Consider the following 14,823-nt stretch of genomic DNA (forward strand, 5'->3'; position numbering starts at 1 on the left):
TCCCTACCCGATCCCCTGCCGGTCGGGGGAGAGGGCGAACCGCCGGTCCGCCGCGGCCGGCACCGCACCCTCCACCGCCTGCACAAGGAGGGTGCGGTGCCGCACCAGCGGCTCCCGCCGCTCCTCCGGCGCGAGCCGCAGCAGATCATCGATCCCGGCCAGGATCCGACGCGTCACCTGCGGACTCCCCACCGCGGCCCCCCGGACCTCGGCCAGCCCCAGATCCACCAGATCCGCCCACCCCGGAACGCTCTGCGCCAGCCGCACCGCTCCCCGCCGGTCCCGGTGGTGCACGGTGCCCAGCGGCCGTTCCACCACCGCCGCCAGAATCTGCACGATCCGGTCCAGGCACTGCACCGCCGTGGTCGGATCGTTCACCGCCGGCGACAGCGCCCGCAGCGCGATGTCCGACAACTGCCGCAGCCCCAGCCCCAGATCCTGGTGAAACGTCCGCTCCACCCCCACCGACACCGTCTACCGCAACGCCCGCCGCGACGGCGCCGCCCCGCCGTGCACCGCCAGTACCGGCGTCCCCGGCATCACGAAGTCCCCGATCCTAGGAATCAGCCGCAGCACCACCCCCTGCCGCCGCGCCGCCCCCACCAGCCGCGCCACATTCACATCCCGCACCACCCCGGCGGCCCCCTCGTACACCACCCGCCCCGTCTCCCCGGGCAGCGGCACGGCACCGCCCTCCCCACCCACCTCCAGTCGCGCCAGCATCTGCCACGTGTCCTTCGCGATCCGGTCCACCACCGGCCCCACCTGCATCAATCGCAGCGTGGCCGACACATACGCGATGAACAGCAGCAGACTCAGCACCACCAGCGCCAGGGTCAGCAGACTCTGCACCACCGGTACGGACTCGACCTCCCGCGCCGGCGTCTCGCTCTCGTACGAGGTGAGCACCAGCAGCGAGAACAGAAACGTCGCCAGGAACACGGCCAGCGTCGCCTTGCTGATCCGGCTCCGTACGAAGATCCGCACCACCCGCGGCGTCAGTTGGCCGCTCGCCATCTGCACCGCGACCAGCGAAATGCTGAACACCACACCGATGAAGGTCATCATCGCCGAGCTGACCGTGGTCACGATCGTCCGCGCGTCGTCGGCGACGGACATCAGATCCTCGACCTCGCCGTACGCCCCCTCCCCCTTCAGATACGCCACGATCTCCGCATCCGCCGCCATGGCCGCCAACCACAGCACCACGGCCCCCATCAGCTCCACCGTCGGCGCGAACCAGAACGTGTCCCGCAAGTGCTCCCGCAACGGCGAAAGCGCCCGCGGTCGGCGCGGCCCCACCTGTCCCTCATCACCCATAAATGGACCTTATGTCCCGCCCGGATACGCAGGTGAAAGGCACTCCGAAACCTTGGTATTGTTGTCCATGTCGCCGCGGGCAACGCCCCGCGAAGATCACACCTGGTCCGGGTGGCGGAATGGCAGACGCGCTAGCTTGAGGTGCTAGTGCCCTTTATCGGGCGTGGGGGTTCAAGTCCCCCCTCGGACACGTTCTTGCGTGCACGGATGAAGCGGGTTGTGACTCAACAGTCACAGCCCGCTTCGTCGCGTTGTAGGTCAGTGCGAGTCCGAAGGCTTCGTAGATCCGGGCCTTGCTGCCGGTGTCGGCGGCGAGGAGTCGGTCCGTCAGGTCGCCGAGGCCCTTGATCATGTGGGTGATCTGCTCGTCGGTCAGAACCGTTCGTTGTGCGGCTCGGGCTGTGGCCAGTTGGTGTTGTGCGGCGGCTTTTTCGGCTTCGGCCTGGCTGATCCAGTCGGCGACGGTGGTGGGGTTGGCGCCGGCGTCGAGGGCGGCCTGGTACTGGGTGAGGCGCCGGTCACATTCCGCGATGGCCTGCCGCGCTGCGCCGAGGTCGGGCTCGGCTGCGACGTGGGCTCGTTGGGACTGTTGCATGGCGTGCAACGTGGCTTTCAAGCGGCCCGGGGCGAAGACCGTGGCGATCCACTTGTCGAGCTCGGTCAGGATGAGGGCCTCCCGAACGTACACGGCCAAGGGGTGGTCGAAGCCTTCGCTCTTCGCGTACTCCGAGGGGTAGCGGCACCGGTAGTGCGGGTGGCCGTGGTTGAAGGTGCCCTGCATCTTGCGCTGGCACAGGAAGCAGCGGATGCGGCCGCGCAAGGCGTAGGGGCGGTTGGTGGTGCGGGGGCTGCGTTCGACTGTGCGGTCTTGGCTGCGCTTGTGCCGGTGTCGCTGTCCGTCACATGACTGCGCGCGATCCTTGCCGCCCGCCTCACAATCCCGAGGACGAACACGGCCTGGTTCGCCGAAATCACGCCTGGGGGGCCGCCCAGCCTCCGAACGGCGCAGGCCGCAGCGCTGCTGGCCGGCGCCGGGGCCGGATTCGGCGCTGTTGGGGGCGGGGCTCAGGCCGGCTCGGCAGCGAGAGTGCGACGCGGGCGATTGGCGAAGTGTCAGGTCATCGCGACGCCTGAACCCACGTTGTCAATCTTGGGCACCCCACAACCGAGGTCATGCCAACGGGCGTCATGACGGTGACCACGCGCGGGTCATCAGAGCCAACTGGACATCAAGAATCGAGCATCGCCGGTCGATGAATCGCAAGCGCGACCTGCGGATCCCCACGTCGATCCCTATTCCACGACAGGGGACACGACCGGCTGCGTTCACTCGTCGTGGAGAGCGTAGGGCAACCAGGAGGGCGAGTTCCGGTGTGACGGCGTGACTCATGGCGCGCGTGACGGACGGGAGCGCGGCGCGCTCGTGGTCACCGGCTCCGCCGTGGCTGCGCAGCTCGCACTGCACACGGTGTTCAGCCTGTCGCAGTCGCCGACGGCAACCGCAATGCCTGCACCGATGGCCGCGCACGACGGCATGGGTGGCATGGGCGGGATGTCCGGCTCCGTGGGCATGGCGGCCACCGGACACTCCTGGTCCCTCGGCATGGGGCTCGCGCATGGTCTGGCCGCGCTGATCTGCGGGTTGTGGCTGTGGTGCGGTGAGGCGGCGGCGTTCCGCCTGGGCCGGTCGTTGGCCGCCTCGGTCTTCGCGCCGCTGCGGCGTGCTCGGCGGTCATTCGCCTACGTCGGCCCGGCCTCCCCTGTACGTCCCGGGGCCGCTTACGGTCCCGTTCGGCGGCTGTGCGCGTGGCCGCTGCGATACGCCGTCCTCCGCAGAGGTCCGCCGGTACTTCCGGTCTGCTGCTGACCGCTCGTCCCCGCACGCGGGTCGATGGGCGGATTGCCGACGTGCGCCAATGTTCGCGCGCCGGCTCAATGCCAGCTGATAGCTGGGGCAGCGCCGGGACCACCGCCGGATCGAACCATCATCGCGGTTTCGATCGTCAAGTCTGGGTTGGCGGCGGTAGCCGAAGGCCCAGAACCTTCAGGCCGGGAACATTCGCCGGTCGTGCGCCATGGCGATTCCTTTGGGGGACTCGCATGGCGAAACCGTCTGTGGAGATCTTGGAAGGCGAATCGCTAGATGCCGAAACTGAGAAGAAGCATGCCGTCACTCACCTTCGCTCTGCGCCAGCTCAACCGTCATGGACTTCTTGCTCTGCGCTTGTCCCTCGGGACCGTCTACGTATGGTTCGGGGCTCTCAAGGCAGCTGACTGCACCCCCGTGGGCAAGCTCGTTCGCGATGCCGTGCCGTTCACCACCCCGACCTGGTTCGTCTCTGCGGTGGGAATCCTGGAAATCGTCGTAGGTCTCTGGTTCCTGTCCGGACGTCGCCTCAAGTGGCTGCTTCCCCTGTTCGCCACCCACATGTTCAGCACCTTCAGCGTTCTGGTCTTTCTCCCGGGAGTCGCCTTCCTGCACGCCAACCCCTGGCAGCTGACCATGACTGGCGAGTTCGTCGTCAAGAACCTCGTCCTGCTCAGCGCCGGGCTCTTCCTGTGCAGCCACCCGGACACATCCCGGAGACCCGAGCATGAGATGAGGGCAGCCGTGCGAGCTCTCAGGGTGTGAACTACGAGCTACTCCGCACAACCTTGTCCCATCCTGCTTCACCGGCACCTGCCGCCCACACTTCCCGCCACTGCCCGCCGGTCTTGAACCGTCAGATCACGCCTTCGAACTGCTGCCGCAAGCGCTCGGGGTACGGGCCGTACTCGCCGATCGGCAGGTGCGGCCCAATGAACTCCCACTCCTCGTCCGTAAGTTGCACTCGCGTCACGCAAGAAGGTCTACCGGTCCAGGCCCCGCCTTGAGGGCGAATCCCGCAGATTGATCAGGACTCGATACGCGCCCTAGCGAGATCGGGTAAGCAGGGGGCTTCGCAGAAGCCGCCCTGCGTGCCGGTCGGGCCGCCAGCAGCGGCCAATCAAGCCCCACAAGGAGTAGAGCAGGGGCTCGAACCCCGTGGCGCAGCGGTCAACCCCGATCAGTGACTCCGGCTCATCCTTGACCGGTCATGGGCCTTTCCACGCTGGCGGTTCCGCGATCCAGTGGCGAGTCACTGCAGAGCCACCGAGGGCGAGGTCAGCGCGGACAGATGGACCCGTATTCACCCCACCGCACGGCGTCGTACAGATCGGCTGGCCCGACCACGCCGACCCGGCAGCCGTCCTTCTCCATCTCACCTCCGCCTCCTCCTGATCACCCTGACCGAAACCATCGCCGCCTACCACCGCACCATCACCGACCTCCCCGACGACATCGCCTCCCCGGAACCGACCGCCGCCACCCCCACCCTCCGACTGCCCACCGTCCCGGCCGCTCGACGAGGCCGTGGCCGCCGCACGCGGCGTACCGGTCCGTCTCCTCGGGTACGGCTTCCTCGCCCTGGCCGGCGTCAGCGCCGCCGAGGCCACCCAGGCGGTCGGTTCCCTGCTCCTGCTCGGTCTGCTCGGCCTGCTCGGCCTGCTCGCCGCACCCGCGGGCGCCGCCATCCGGCTCACCGACCGCCCCTACCGGGCACTCGCCCTCTCCACCGGGCTGGCGGTGCTGGAGATATGGGCGGGGCTGTTCGCCGCGTACGCGGTGCCGGAGATGCCGCCGAGCTTCGCCATCATGGCCGTCGCCACGGCCGTCTACGCCGCGACGTTCGCGACACGACGGCCCGCCCCCGTTCCTCGTACGACAACCGGCGTCCCCACCGGCACGTAAGCGAAGGCACGTTGATGGACCGCGACCGACAGCACGCCCCCACACCGTCGGCCGACGTCACGCTGATCGGCCGCAACACCCAGCAACGCACCGTCGTCGTCCAGGCGCTCATCCGGACCGAGGGCTTCGTGGGCGCCCAGGCGCTCCACAACGGGCTCGCCGCCGCCGGCTCACCGGTCGGCCTGTCCACGGTCTACCGCACCCTCACCGCCCTCGCCGACGTCGGACGGGCCGACATGGTCCGCGACACCAACGGCGAACGCTTCTTCCGCTACCGCCCCGGCCCCGACCACCGCCACTACCTCATCTGCACCCAATGCGGCCTGAGCCGGCCCGTCGACTCCGGCCCGATCGAGGAGTGGGCGGACGGCATCGCACGGAACTCCGGCTTCGCGAACGTCCGGCACACGGTGGTTGTCTGGGGTGTGCCCGGACTGCGGCGGAAAGTGACATCAAGTCAGATGGAAATGGGATCCATTTCCATGTAGCGTCTACGTGCCGTCCCCGTGCTCTCCCCCCAGGAGGACCCCATGGCCTTTCCCAAGTGGAAGATGTCCCGCAACCGACATGGTGGACATCACCCCGGACTTCGGCCCCGGAGAGATCCGCAGCTACCTGAAGGTCACCGGGTGGGCTCCCGTATCAGGCGGAGATGTCGCCGAACTGTGGAGCCTGCCGGGGCCGGCGGACGAGGTCGTCCTGGTCCCGATGAAGCCCGGCGCACCGGACTTCGACAAGCGGACACGGATCCTCGTCCAAGACCTCGCCAGGGTCGAGGCCCAAGACGTCCAGACTGTCCACGACGCCATTGCCGCCGTCTATCACGATGTCACCGACCTCCGAGCCTCCCACCCGTCACTGAGCGACGGGTCGATCCCGCTTGAGTCCGGGTACGAGCTCTTTGTCTCCGCCAAGCGCCTGCGTGTGGCTTCCGCTGCGGCGACCATCCGACGGCAGGGGCACTTCCGGAACTTCCCTACCCGAGCGCGTGACCAGGCGCGAGAGGTCCGCCTGAGCCAGACCCGTCGCGGCTCCTACATCGTGCCCGTCATCAGCCAGGCACGCTCTCCCGAGGACGTCTACTCACCGCGTCAGGACCACATCGACATCCAAGTGGAAGAGACTCTCTTCGACCGCCGGGTGACTGCGACGATGTCCCGCGCGCTGGGCGTACTGGAGGACCTGGCGAGCGCCGAACGCGAGCCCACCCGAAGCGAGATCAATGACTCCATCGGGGAGGGAGTGTCCTACGAGCTGTGCCGGGCCCTCGCCAAAGTGGTGAACACCGAGTCCGTCAGCGCGCTCGACGTGTCCTTCGCCTGGTCCCGTGTGGCCGCACCACCGCCAGGTACGCCAGCGCGGGTTGAATTCAACCGCGACGCGATCGACATCGTCGATCGGGTGTCCGAACAGCTCAAAACGAAGATCTACACACGCGAGCACCTGATCTACGGCGTAGTCACCGACCTCAGCCGTCATCCTGAGGACGACACCGGCCGCGTCGGGGTCCAAACGCTCATTCAGCGCCGTAGCCGCACGGTATGGATGGATCTGCCCGACAGCGACTACCACACAGCCGTGCGCTGCCACGATGCCGGAATCCCCGTTCGTGTGCGCGGCATGCTGACCAGCCCGCCGGGAGGGCACGCCCGCATGGATGTCGTCGACTTCGGCCCTGACCCTTCGTTGGGAGCGGACGGCTAAGACGTCGTTTCTTTTGGCCTTGTGGGTCGTTGGTCAGGCCATGACGGATCTGGTTGAGCGGTTGGTCCCGGAGGAGTTATGGGTGCTGTTCCGGCGCGTGGTGCCGCCGACGGAGGTGAAGCGTCCGCAGGGCGGGGGCCGGCGCCGGGCGGGTGACCGCGAGACTCTGGCCGCGATCGTCTTCGTGGCGACCTCGGGCTGCACGTGGCGGCAGTTGCCGCCGGTGTTCGGGCCGTGCTGGCAGACCGTCTATCGGCGCTTCGCCCGGTGGAGCAGGGACCGGGTCTGGGCCCGGCTCCACCGGGTCATCCTCGACGAGCTCGGAGCTCGCGGCGAGGTGGACTGGTCGCGATGTGCGATCGACTCGGTCAGTGTCCGGGCGGCAAAAGGGGGCCACTGACAGGACCGAATCCGACCGATCGCGGCAAGAGCGGATCGAAAATCCACCTCATCACCGATCGCAACGGGCTGCCACTGTCGCTGGGTATCTCCGGGGCCAACATGCACGACAGCCAGGGGCTGGAGCCACTGGTCCGCGGCATCCCGCCAATCCGTTCCCGCCGCGGACCGCGCAGGCGCCGGCCGGCGAAGCTGCATGCCGACAAGGGCTACGACTACGACCACCTGCGCAGATGGCTCCGCGAGCGTGGCATCCGCCATCGCATCGCCCGCAGGGGCATCGAGTCCTCCACACGACTGGGCCGACATCGCTGGGTGGTCGAGCGAACCGTGTCCTGGCTGGCCGGCTGCCGTCGGCTCCACCGCCGCTACGAACGCAAGGCAGAACACTTCCTCGCCTTCGTCGGCATAGCCTCAGCCCTCATTGGCTACCGCCAACTCACCAAGTGAAACAACGTCTTAGCGAGGGATGCCAGGCCGTGCTACTCCGGGGCGCTCGGGTGGGAGTGGCGGTGACAGGCGGCGGGACGAGAAGGCCGACAGGCGGCTGCGCGAGCACATCGGCCCCGAACATCGCGCCCGACGCCCGCGCAAGTCAACCTCGCCGCCGGAGAACTTGGCCCCGTGGAAGGAGCCGCCGCCGAAGGCAAGGCGCGTCCTGGGGGCTGTTCGATCAACGACCAATCCTGGACGTGCCGATGGCTATGGTTGCGGCCGTGCAAATGGGCGACCGGCTGTCGGCCGACACCTGAACGTCCGTACGCCGGGCATCGGTCATAGTCGGCATCGAGGACGTGTATCCCAGCCGTGGGTGGGCCAGGCTCGGCGGATCAGGCTGCGGACGGTGATGATCGCGTCGGTGAGGTCGAAGAAGGCTTCGATGACGGTGACCCGCCGTTCGAAGCAGCGTGCGAGCCGGTGGAAGGAGTTCTGCCAGGCGTGGGTGCGCTCTGGAATCCCCGCACATGTCAGAAGGACGCCCCGCACAGGGCCGCCCGGCATCATCCCGCAGGGCTGTTCCCCGGCGTGCTGGTGCCGCCCGTCGATGTCGTGCTCGTGCTCAGGTCGGCGCCGTCCCCGTGGCCGCGTCGAGGGCCACGACACGGCCATTGACGGAGGCGTACACGAATCCGTAGGCGGCCGCCATGTCGCTGCCCAGCTTCTCCAGAATCCCGGTGGACCAGCGTTGGGAGCCGTCACCGGTGTCGACGGCGTAGACGGTACCGTCCTTGTCCTCGGTACTGGCGACGAAGAGCAGGTCACCCGCCAGTGCGAGCTGCGTGGGCGACAGCTGACTGGAGTTCACCTTGTGGCCCCACTTCCTCTTCCCCGTCGACGAGTCGAGCGCGTGGACTATTCCGTTTCCCGCATCGTCGCCGCCGGTGACGTAGAGCATGTCGCCCGCGGCGCGGAGGCTCTGCCCGTTGAACTTGAGCCACCACTTCCTGGTGCCCTCGGCGGCGTGGAGCGCGTGGAGGTTCGTGACATCGTCGAGGACGTACACGAGTCCGCCGGACACGACGGGTGGCTGGTTGAGGCGTGCTCCGTAGTCGAGAGGGAAGGCCCACTTCCTGGCGCCGCTGGCCGCGTCCAGCGCGTACAGGGCTTTGCCGCCGCTGACGTACACGGTGCCGTCGGCCACCGCCAGACCGCCGGAGTCCTTGTCCCCCAGCGGATGGCTCCACAGCTTCCGCCCGTTGTCCGCATGCACGGCGTACACATGGCCGTACGCCGTGATGTAGACGATTCCGTCGGTCACGACCGGTCTGTGGTCGGAGTCGGCGAAGGAGCAGAACCACTTCTTCCTGCCGTCCGCGTCCAGTGCGCACAGGCCATACGTGGTGCCGATCTGGCCGGACGCGTACACCGCCCCGTCGGCGGCCACGAGGGGGTTCCTGTACCTGTACTCCCGGGAGAAGTCGGAGGGGCCTTTCCAGCGCTTGCGTCCGGTGCGCGCGTCCAGGGCGACGATGGTCTCCTCGGTGGAGACGTACAGGGCGCCGTCGGCCACGGCGAACGGAGGCGGATTACCGTCATGGTGCGGGCCCTCGACGGCGTATTCCCACGGGTTCACCTTGGGCTTCGGTGGGGTGTGGTCGCCGGTCTTCAGGGCGATCCCGATGCCGCCGGCCACCACAGCGGCCCCGCCCAGGCCGAGCCACAGGACGCTGCGCCGCCCGAGAGTCCTGGGCGCCCTGGATGCCGGGGTCCCGCCGGACCCCGGGGAGACGGGCGGTGCGAACGGGGTGCCCGTCTGGGTTGGCAGCTGGTGTGCCGCGTGCGGCCCCGGCGACGGCGCGGAATCGACCTGAGTGGGAATCGGAACGGGAACGGCCGCTCCTGTCCGTTCCACCTGCTCCAGCGCGGCCTGCGCTTGCGCGGCCGTGGCACGTTGCGCCGGATCCTTCGTCAGCAGGGCCGCAAGAACCGGCCACAGGCCCCCTGCACGCAGGGCAGGGCGCGGGTCCTCGCTGATCACGGCGAGTACCAGTGCGGTGAAGGTCTCGGCACTGAAGGGGGGCTGACCCTCGACGGCGCTGTAGAGCGTGGCGCCCAAGGCCCACAGGTCGGTGGCGGCTGAGGGAGTCTTGCCCGCCAACTGCTCGGGCGCCATGTAGGCCGGTGTGCCGATGATCGTGCCTGTGTGGGTGAGCGCCGTGGTCGAGTCCGCCATGTGTGCGATGCCGAAATCGGTGATGATGACCCGGTCGTCCATCAGCAGGACGTTGTCCGGTTTGAGGTCGCGATGGACGATGCCGGATGCGTGGGCGCGGTTCAATGCCTGCAGCATCTTCGTGCCGATCTCGGCGACTGTGCGGACCGGCAGCCCTCCGCTCTGCGCGATCGACGAGGCCAGGGAGATGCCGGTCACGTATTCCATGACGATCACGGGCGCGCCCTGGTGTTCGACCACGTCGTGCACCGTGATGATCCCGGGATGGTTGAGCCGTGCTGCGGCGCGCGCCTCCCGTGTCACACGCTGGAGTAGGACGTCTCGCTGCTCGGCGGTGATGCCCTGCGGGAATATCACTTCCTTGATGGCGACATCCCGCCCGAGCGTCTCGTCCCGACCCCGCCAGACGCGGCCCATGCCGCCCTGACCTATCAGCTCGATCCGTCGGTACCGGCCGCCGATCAATTCCCCGTTCGCTTCTGTCACGTCGAACACCTTAGTGCTGCACGGAAGTTGCAAGGCAGGGCTTGCAGACCAGGGCGCCTGCTGGGGGACCGTGTCAGTTGCTCCTCATAGCGGCGGCGATTCCGGACAGCAAGGCGATGTTCCCGTTCTTCCGTCCGATCCGCAGCACTGGCCTGTTCTAGAGGTCACAAATGAGATATCCGGCGCCTTCCGGTCGGATGACCGAGGTCTCAGACCAGGGGTAGTAAAAGGCTCATCAGCGCAGGCAAAGCGGGGGCCGTCGCCAGCACGACCCCCCCGCCACCGGCATGCCAGGCGTGACGTGGGCGTAGCGCGCGGAGACGGAGCCGTCGATGTGGCCCATGCGCTCGTCCATGAGGACCTTCTCCGTGCCGAGGTCCTCCATCATCGTCCGGTGCGTATGACGCAGGCCGCCAGGTCGCCGAAGGCCGTCCCCTGCGATGCGTCCGCATCCACCTTGCCCCCGGTCAGGGATACATCGCACCCACCGAACTCATACCTCACGACGGATCAACCGAAGGTCAGCCTCTGCCTTCGAAGGTCCCCTTCTGGCTCGGGTACCGGCCTCGCGCCACCAACGGCTGAACCGAGTACGCGCGCCGGCACCGCTCCCGCGCCTGTTTGGCCATGTGGACACCACACCCGACAGTCGGAAGAGCGCCGCCCGACCTCTGACGGGCCCACCCTCTCTGTCAGTTCCGGATAGGGCATGGCTGCGCCTGCCCGGCGACGGCAGTGCCTCCGCGGGTTGCCGGTACGCCGGCCCGGACGGGCGCTCTCCGCCCTATGAGGCGGCGTACCGGCAACTCCATGATCACTTGGAACCGGAGCCGCTCACGCCGCGACTACCTGGGGGACTCCACCGCATGTTTCGGCGGCCCTCAGCCAGCCGGTGAGGTCGGCGCGGGCGCGGGCCACCCGTGAGCGCACCGTGCCGATCGGGCAGCCCACGACCGCCGCGGCGTCCGCGTACGGCATCCCGACCAGCTGGGTGAGCACGAATGCCTCGCGCCGCTCGCCGTCCAGTGCGTCGACCAGCTCGCTCAGCGCCAGTCCGTCGTCGAAGCCCGGCAGTCCGCTGGGCTGCCTGGCTTCCGCGACCGCCTGCCAGTCCTCGACGTCGGCGATGCGTGGGCGGGCGGCGGCGGACCGGTAGCGGTCGATCACCACACGGCGGGCGATCGACAGCAGCCAGGTGCGGGCGCCGGAGCGTCCGGCGAATCGCGGCAGGCTGGTGAGGGCGCGCAGGAACGTCTCCTGGGTGAGGTCGTCGGCGCTGTTCGGGTCGCCGCTCAGGCGCGCCACGAACCTCCACACATCGCGGTGGGAGGCGCGGATGAAGCGCTCGACGGCGACCGGGTCGCCGTCCCGCGCGGTCAACGCCAAGCTGGTCAGTTGCTCGTTGTCCACTGCGGTCCGCTTGCCACGGGGCGGACCAGTGAGGGCAGGAATCATCGCCACATGTCCTTCGAGGGTGCGGGCCGTGACGAGGTACGGCACGGCCCGTCGCTGAGTGGCACTCCGAGCACCCGCACTCAGGTCGATGACGACGTCAGGGGACGACGGCCGACGGGCGTGCGTCTGTGGGCAGGCCGGAGTGCCGCGGGGCCAAGGCCGGCGTGTGGGGCAACACTGCTCACGGATGTGGAAGGCAGCCGCGCGGACACGCCGGTACTCCGCCCGTCACTGGTTCAATGCGCCTTGTGGAAAAGGGGAGTGGGGGATCCCGGACGACATCGACAGCATTGCGTCATCGACGACATGCGCATCAGCAGCGTCGATGACGGCACTGCAGAATCCCGGTCGGTGCCGGGAAGCTCCAGGACGAGCGGTCAGCAGCAGAGGGAGTGCCTGGGCGGGCCCCTGCGGGAGACGGCGTATTGCAGGAGCACCCCGCGTAGGCGCACGACGTGCCCCGCGGCGGCAACCGGGCGCGCGGGCGGCTTCCGGCCGATCCACCCCAGCGTCGTCAGGACCAGCAGCAACGGCGCGAACAACACCGCGGCCATGCTGCGGGCGAGCCGGAAAGCTGCCGCCTCGCCGCGCCACATCCACAGCCCGCATACCAGCGCGGCCAGCGCGTGGGCGAGGAACATGCCGAGCGCCCCGTAGCCGGAGTGCATCGACTGCATCTGACTCGTGCTCATATCGCCGTGCATGGTGGTGGTCAGATGGCCCATATAGTCCATATGCGCGGCAGAGGTGGAGGGCATGCCGTCCATGCCCGCCGTACCGCTCATCCCGGGCATGCCGTCCATCGGCGTCGGTGGGGACCCGTGGGTGGTCCCCAGGCCGAGGCCGGCCTGGTGCAGCATCCGGGCCGTCGGCGCCTGCGACTCAGGCGCAGGACCGGCGCCCGACGCACCGCACAACGCCCGTACGGCACAGAGCCTTTCGGTCTCGACCGCGGCGGTCGTGCCGGCCTGGCACGCCTGCGCCAGGCTGAACAGGGAGTGAAGACCGAGCTGAGCCACCATGGTGGAACCGGTTACGACGAGCGCGCCGCGCTCCCGCCCTGTCAGCCACCAGGCCGCCCAGGCCGTAGTACCGAGCGCGGCAACCAGAGTCGACCAGGGCAAGGGCTGTGCGGACATCAACGCGTGCCCCAGAGCCGCGGTCGTCACGCACACCACCGCGAAGATCGCGGCGCGCACAGCGCGTGAAACCGACCCGGCAGTCATGTCGGCCATCGTGCCAGCTGCCCCGCCCACTCGGGAGGGTGAGGGCACGGTACATCTCGGCGACCGTGGCGCTGCTTCACCGCCCGCCAGGACCAGACCGCCACGGCAGCGATCACCGGGGCGACGGTCGGGCTGACCCACTGACCTGAGCTGACCGACCAATGCCCGCGCCTGACTGAGGTTTCGTCGTTGTCCGAGCCTGAGTTGTCTCTCGCGGAGACCCTGGTAGGGCGGTAGAGCTCCGTCCGCCCCACCAGGGTTTGCTGCCCGGTATCCCGGTTGGCTACGGGCGTTACCGGCGGGCGGAGCGGCTGCGGTAGAGGGCGACGGCGGCCGTTCCGATACCCAGAACACCCGCGATCAGGCCCGCGATGCCCAGGCCCCGTGTGGTCGAGTCGCCGGCGGCGGCAGCGGAAGGCTTGGGAGCCGCGGAAGCGGAGGCGGAGGGGGCGGCTTCGTCTGTGGCCTTGGTGAGGTGCAGCAGCGGTGCCGGGTTCTCCGGCTCCGCCTGACCCGGCTTCGGCTCTTCGATCCAGCGCACGACCTTGCCGTCGGAGTAGGTCTGGAGCGTCTTCAAGGCCAGTTGGTCGGTGTCGTCGGGGAGTTGGCCGAAGGCGACGCTGAAGTCCTGGTACTGGCCGGGCTCGATCTTGCCCTTGGTCCAGGTGATCTGCGAGACGGCTTCGTTGATGGTGCCGTCGTCCGTCTTGATCGGGTTCTTCAGCTTGGTGGTCTTCACCTCCGCGGTCCAGCCGGGCTCAGGGGTGACGAGCACCGAGGGGATGGGGTGGTCCGTGGGCAGGAAGACCTGGACCTGCGTGGTGTCGGCGTCGTCCTCCTCGTTGGGAACCCGGAAGGTGAGGGTGCCGTCGGTGGCGCCCTTCGGGTAGCTGCCGGGGTGGACCGTCACGTGCGCGAAGGCCGAGCCCGCGGCGGTGAGCAGCCCGGCCGCGGTGAGGGTGGTGACGAGGGTGGTGCGGCGCAGAGCGCGCCGGACGGTGGTGTGCTTCGGGGACATGGGGGACTCCGTACTGGTAATTGGTCGGCGGTGATCAGCCGCCGGGAGGAATGCGGGAGGTGTGGGCGAGCAGACCGTTGCGGGGAACGGCCGGACGGCTCACCCGGACAGAACTCGGTACGGGTCCGCAAGCGGTGGGCCGCGGCGCAGAACCGCGTGGCGCAGGAGTACTTGGCGTAGGGGCCGCTGCCCGGCTGTCCGCCCGTCGGGGACGACCGCGTGCGCGAGAGCGGGCAGTTGGCCCGTGCGGGCGCCCCACCAGGCGAGCAGCCCCGGCACCAGCGTGACGGCCCTGCGCAGCAGGGACCACAGTGCTGCTTCGCCTCGCCGCAGCCACCACGAGGCGAGCAGGGCCGCCGCCGTGTGTGCCGCGACGGCGTGGGCACTCATCGAGTGGGGGTGCACCATCATGGGGTGGGGGTGCGCCATCATCCGCGTCGCGTGCATGCCCATCGGCATGCCGGCCGTAGTGAGGCGCCGTGCCGGGGTCTGGGCGGCGTCGAAGGCCAGGTGCAGCACGCCCTGGGTGGTGAGCATGGCGCCGCCGATCCCCGGCAGCGACCGCTCCCGGGCGCTCAGAAGATAGCCCAGAACGAGGACGGCGAGGAAACCGGCTCCGTCCGCCCACGCCGGTGGCGCCGAGCCTGCCGCGAGCTGGTGGCCCGCGGCGGACAGCGTCAGGCACACCGCGGCGAACACCGCAGCACGCAGGATCCGCAGCGCAGGGGACGCATACATGACGGCCGGATTCTTCCCTGCAGACCGGAGT

13 protein-coding genes, 1 tRNA gene and 2 pseudogenes are annotated in these 14,823 nt (G+C 68.9%); 7 read left to right on the forward strand and 9 right to left on the reverse strand.

Annotated features, from left to right (window positions below):
* Nucleotides 1-3 precede the first annotated feature (3 nt).
* Nucleotides 4-1,320: pseudogene (locus IEZ17_RS22010) on the reverse strand (DUF2254 domain-containing protein).
* Between the two features lie 105 nt (nucleotides 1,321-1,425).
* Here IEZ17_RS22010 and IEZ17_RS22015 point away from each other — a divergent pair.
* Nucleotides 1,426-1,510: transfer RNA gene (locus IEZ17_RS22015), tRNA-Leu, on the forward strand.
* Here the strand turns inward: IEZ17_RS22015 and IEZ17_RS22020 are convergent.
* Nucleotides 1,475-2,140, reverse strand: a complete 666-nt coding sequence (locus IEZ17_RS22020) for a hypothetical protein (protein WP_189302751.1) — start codon at nucleotides 2,138-2,140, stop codon at nucleotides 1,475-1,477. The genes IEZ17_RS22015 and IEZ17_RS22020 overlap by 36 nt on opposite strands.
* A 561-nt stretch (nucleotides 2,141-2,701) precedes the next feature.
* Between IEZ17_RS22020 and IEZ17_RS22025 the strand changes: the two genes are divergently transcribed.
* The 6 genes from IEZ17_RS22025 to IEZ17_RS22050 all read left to right on the forward strand — a co-directional run bounded on the left by IEZ17_RS22025 (nucleotide 2,702) and on the right by IEZ17_RS22050 (nucleotide 7,645).
* Nucleotides 2,702-3,187, forward strand: coding sequence for a hypothetical protein (locus IEZ17_RS22025; RefSeq protein WP_189302752.1), 486 nt, complete (start codon nucleotides 2,702-2,704; stop codon nucleotides 3,185-3,187).
* A 297-nt stretch (nucleotides 3,188-3,484) separates the two neighbouring features.
* On the forward strand, nucleotides 3,485-3,952 hold the full coding sequence (locus IEZ17_RS22030) for a DoxX family membrane protein (RefSeq protein ID WP_189302754.1): 468 nt from the start codon (nucleotides 3,485-3,487) through the stop codon (nucleotides 3,950-3,952).
* 762 nt (nucleotides 3,953-4,714) lie between these two features.
* The gene (locus IEZ17_RS22035) at nucleotides 4,715-5,092 is read left to right on the forward strand and encodes a metal ABC transporter permease (protein ID WP_229852494.1); all 378 of its coding nucleotides are present in this window, start codon (nucleotides 4,715-4,717) and stop codon (nucleotides 5,090-5,092) included.
* Between the two features lie 14 nt (nucleotides 5,093-5,106).
* The gene (locus IEZ17_RS22040) at nucleotides 5,107-5,580 is read left to right on the forward strand and encodes a Fur family transcriptional regulator (RefSeq protein WP_229852495.1); all 474 of its coding nucleotides are present in this window, start codon (nucleotides 5,107-5,109) and stop codon (nucleotides 5,578-5,580) included.
* Between the two features lie 79 nt (nucleotides 5,581-5,659).
* The gene (locus tag IEZ17_RS22045) at nucleotides 5,660-6,796 is read left to right on the forward strand and encodes a hypothetical protein (protein ID WP_189302757.1); all 1,137 of its coding nucleotides are present in this window, start codon (nucleotides 5,660-5,662) and stop codon (nucleotides 6,794-6,796) included.
* A gap of 40 nt (nucleotides 6,797-6,836) precedes the next feature.
* A protein-coding gene (locus IEZ17_RS22050; RefSeq protein WP_373299894.1) for an IS5 family transposase occupies nucleotides 6,837-7,645 on the forward strand; the annotation gives its coding sequence in 2 pieces (ribosomal slippage) (nucleotides 6,837-7,179 and nucleotides 7,179-7,645; 810 coding nt in all).
* Between the two features lie 324 nt (nucleotides 7,646-7,969).
* On the opposite strand, the gene IEZ17_RS22055 is transcribed toward IEZ17_RS22050, so the two are convergent.
* The 7 genes and pseudogenes from IEZ17_RS22055 to IEZ17_RS22080 all read right to left on the reverse strand — a co-directional run bounded on the left by IEZ17_RS22055 (nucleotide 7,970) and on the right by IEZ17_RS22080 (nucleotide 14,792).
* Complete coding sequence (locus IEZ17_RS22055) at nucleotides 7,970-8,182, reverse strand: hypothetical protein (RefSeq protein WP_373299889.1); 213 nt, start codon at nucleotides 8,180-8,182, stop codon at nucleotides 7,970-7,972.
* Between the two features lie 73 nt (nucleotides 8,183-8,255).
* Entirely contained in the window at nucleotides 8,256-10,355 is a 2,100-nt protein-coding gene (locus tag IEZ17_RS22060; protein WP_189302759.1) for a protein kinase domain-containing protein, read from the reverse strand.
* 286 nt (nucleotides 10,356-10,641) lie between these two features.
* Nucleotides 10,642-10,830 (reverse strand): annotated as a pseudogene (locus tag IEZ17_RS42625) (LacI family transcriptional regulator); the annotation flags it as partial.
* Between the two features lie 359 nt (nucleotides 10,831-11,189).
* The gene (locus IEZ17_RS22065) at nucleotides 11,190-11,810 is read right to left on the reverse strand and encodes a sigma-70 family RNA polymerase sigma factor (protein WP_189302930.1); all 621 of its coding nucleotides are present in this window, start codon (nucleotides 11,808-11,810) and stop codon (nucleotides 11,190-11,192) included.
* A gap of 377 nt (nucleotides 11,811-12,187) precedes the next feature.
* Nucleotides 12,188-13,036, reverse strand: a complete 849-nt coding sequence (locus IEZ17_RS22070) for a PE-PGRS family protein (RefSeq protein ID WP_189302761.1) — start codon at nucleotides 13,034-13,036, stop codon at nucleotides 12,188-12,190.
* A gap of 292 nt (nucleotides 13,037-13,328) precedes the next feature.
* The gene (locus IEZ17_RS22075) at nucleotides 13,329-14,054 is read right to left on the reverse strand and encodes a YcnI family copper-binding membrane protein (protein ID WP_189302763.1); all 726 of its coding nucleotides are present in this window, start codon (nucleotides 14,052-14,054) and stop codon (nucleotides 13,329-13,331) included.
* 99 nt (nucleotides 14,055-14,153) lie between these two features.
* Entirely contained in the window at nucleotides 14,154-14,792 is a 639-nt protein-coding gene (locus IEZ17_RS22080; protein WP_189302765.1) for a hypothetical protein, read from the reverse strand.
* Between the last annotated feature and the right edge of the window lie 31 nt (nucleotides 14,793-14,823).

The sequence above is a fragment of the Streptomyces albospinus genome, assembly GCF_014648695.1.
GTDB classification, from domain to species: Bacteria; Actinomycetota; Actinomycetes; order Streptomycetales; family Streptomycetaceae; genus Streptomyces; species Streptomyces albospinus.

Excerpts from the sequence above, each read along its gene's own strand:
- IEZ17_RS22040 (WP_229852495.1), top strand. The coding sequence starts at position 5,107 with ATGGACCGCGACCGACAGCACGCCCCCACACCGTCGGCCGACGTCACG.
- IEZ17_RS22075 (WP_189302763.1), bottom strand. The coding sequence starts at position 14,054 with ATGTCCCCGAAGCACACCACCGTCCGGCGCGCTCTGCGCCGCACCACC.
- IEZ17_RS22070 (WP_189302761.1), bottom strand. The coding sequence starts at position 13,036 with ATGACTGCCGGGTCGGTTTCACGCGCTGTGCGCGCCGCGATCTTCGCG.
- IEZ17_RS22080 (WP_189302765.1), bottom strand. The coding sequence starts at position 14,792 with ATGTATGCGTCCCCTGCGCTGCGGATCCTGCGTGCTGCGGTGTTCGCC.
- IEZ17_RS22045 (WP_189302757.1), top strand. The coding sequence starts at position 5,660 with ATGGTGGACATCACCCCGGACTTCGGCCCCGGAGAGATCCGCAGCTAC.
- IEZ17_RS22030 (WP_189302754.1), top strand. The coding sequence starts at position 3,485 with ATGCCGTCACTCACCTTCGCTCTGCGCCAGCTCAACCGTCATGGACTT.
- IEZ17_RS22065 (WP_189302930.1), bottom strand. The coding sequence starts at position 11,810 with ATGATTCCTGCCCTCACTGGTCCGCCCCGTGGCAAGCGGACCGCAGTG.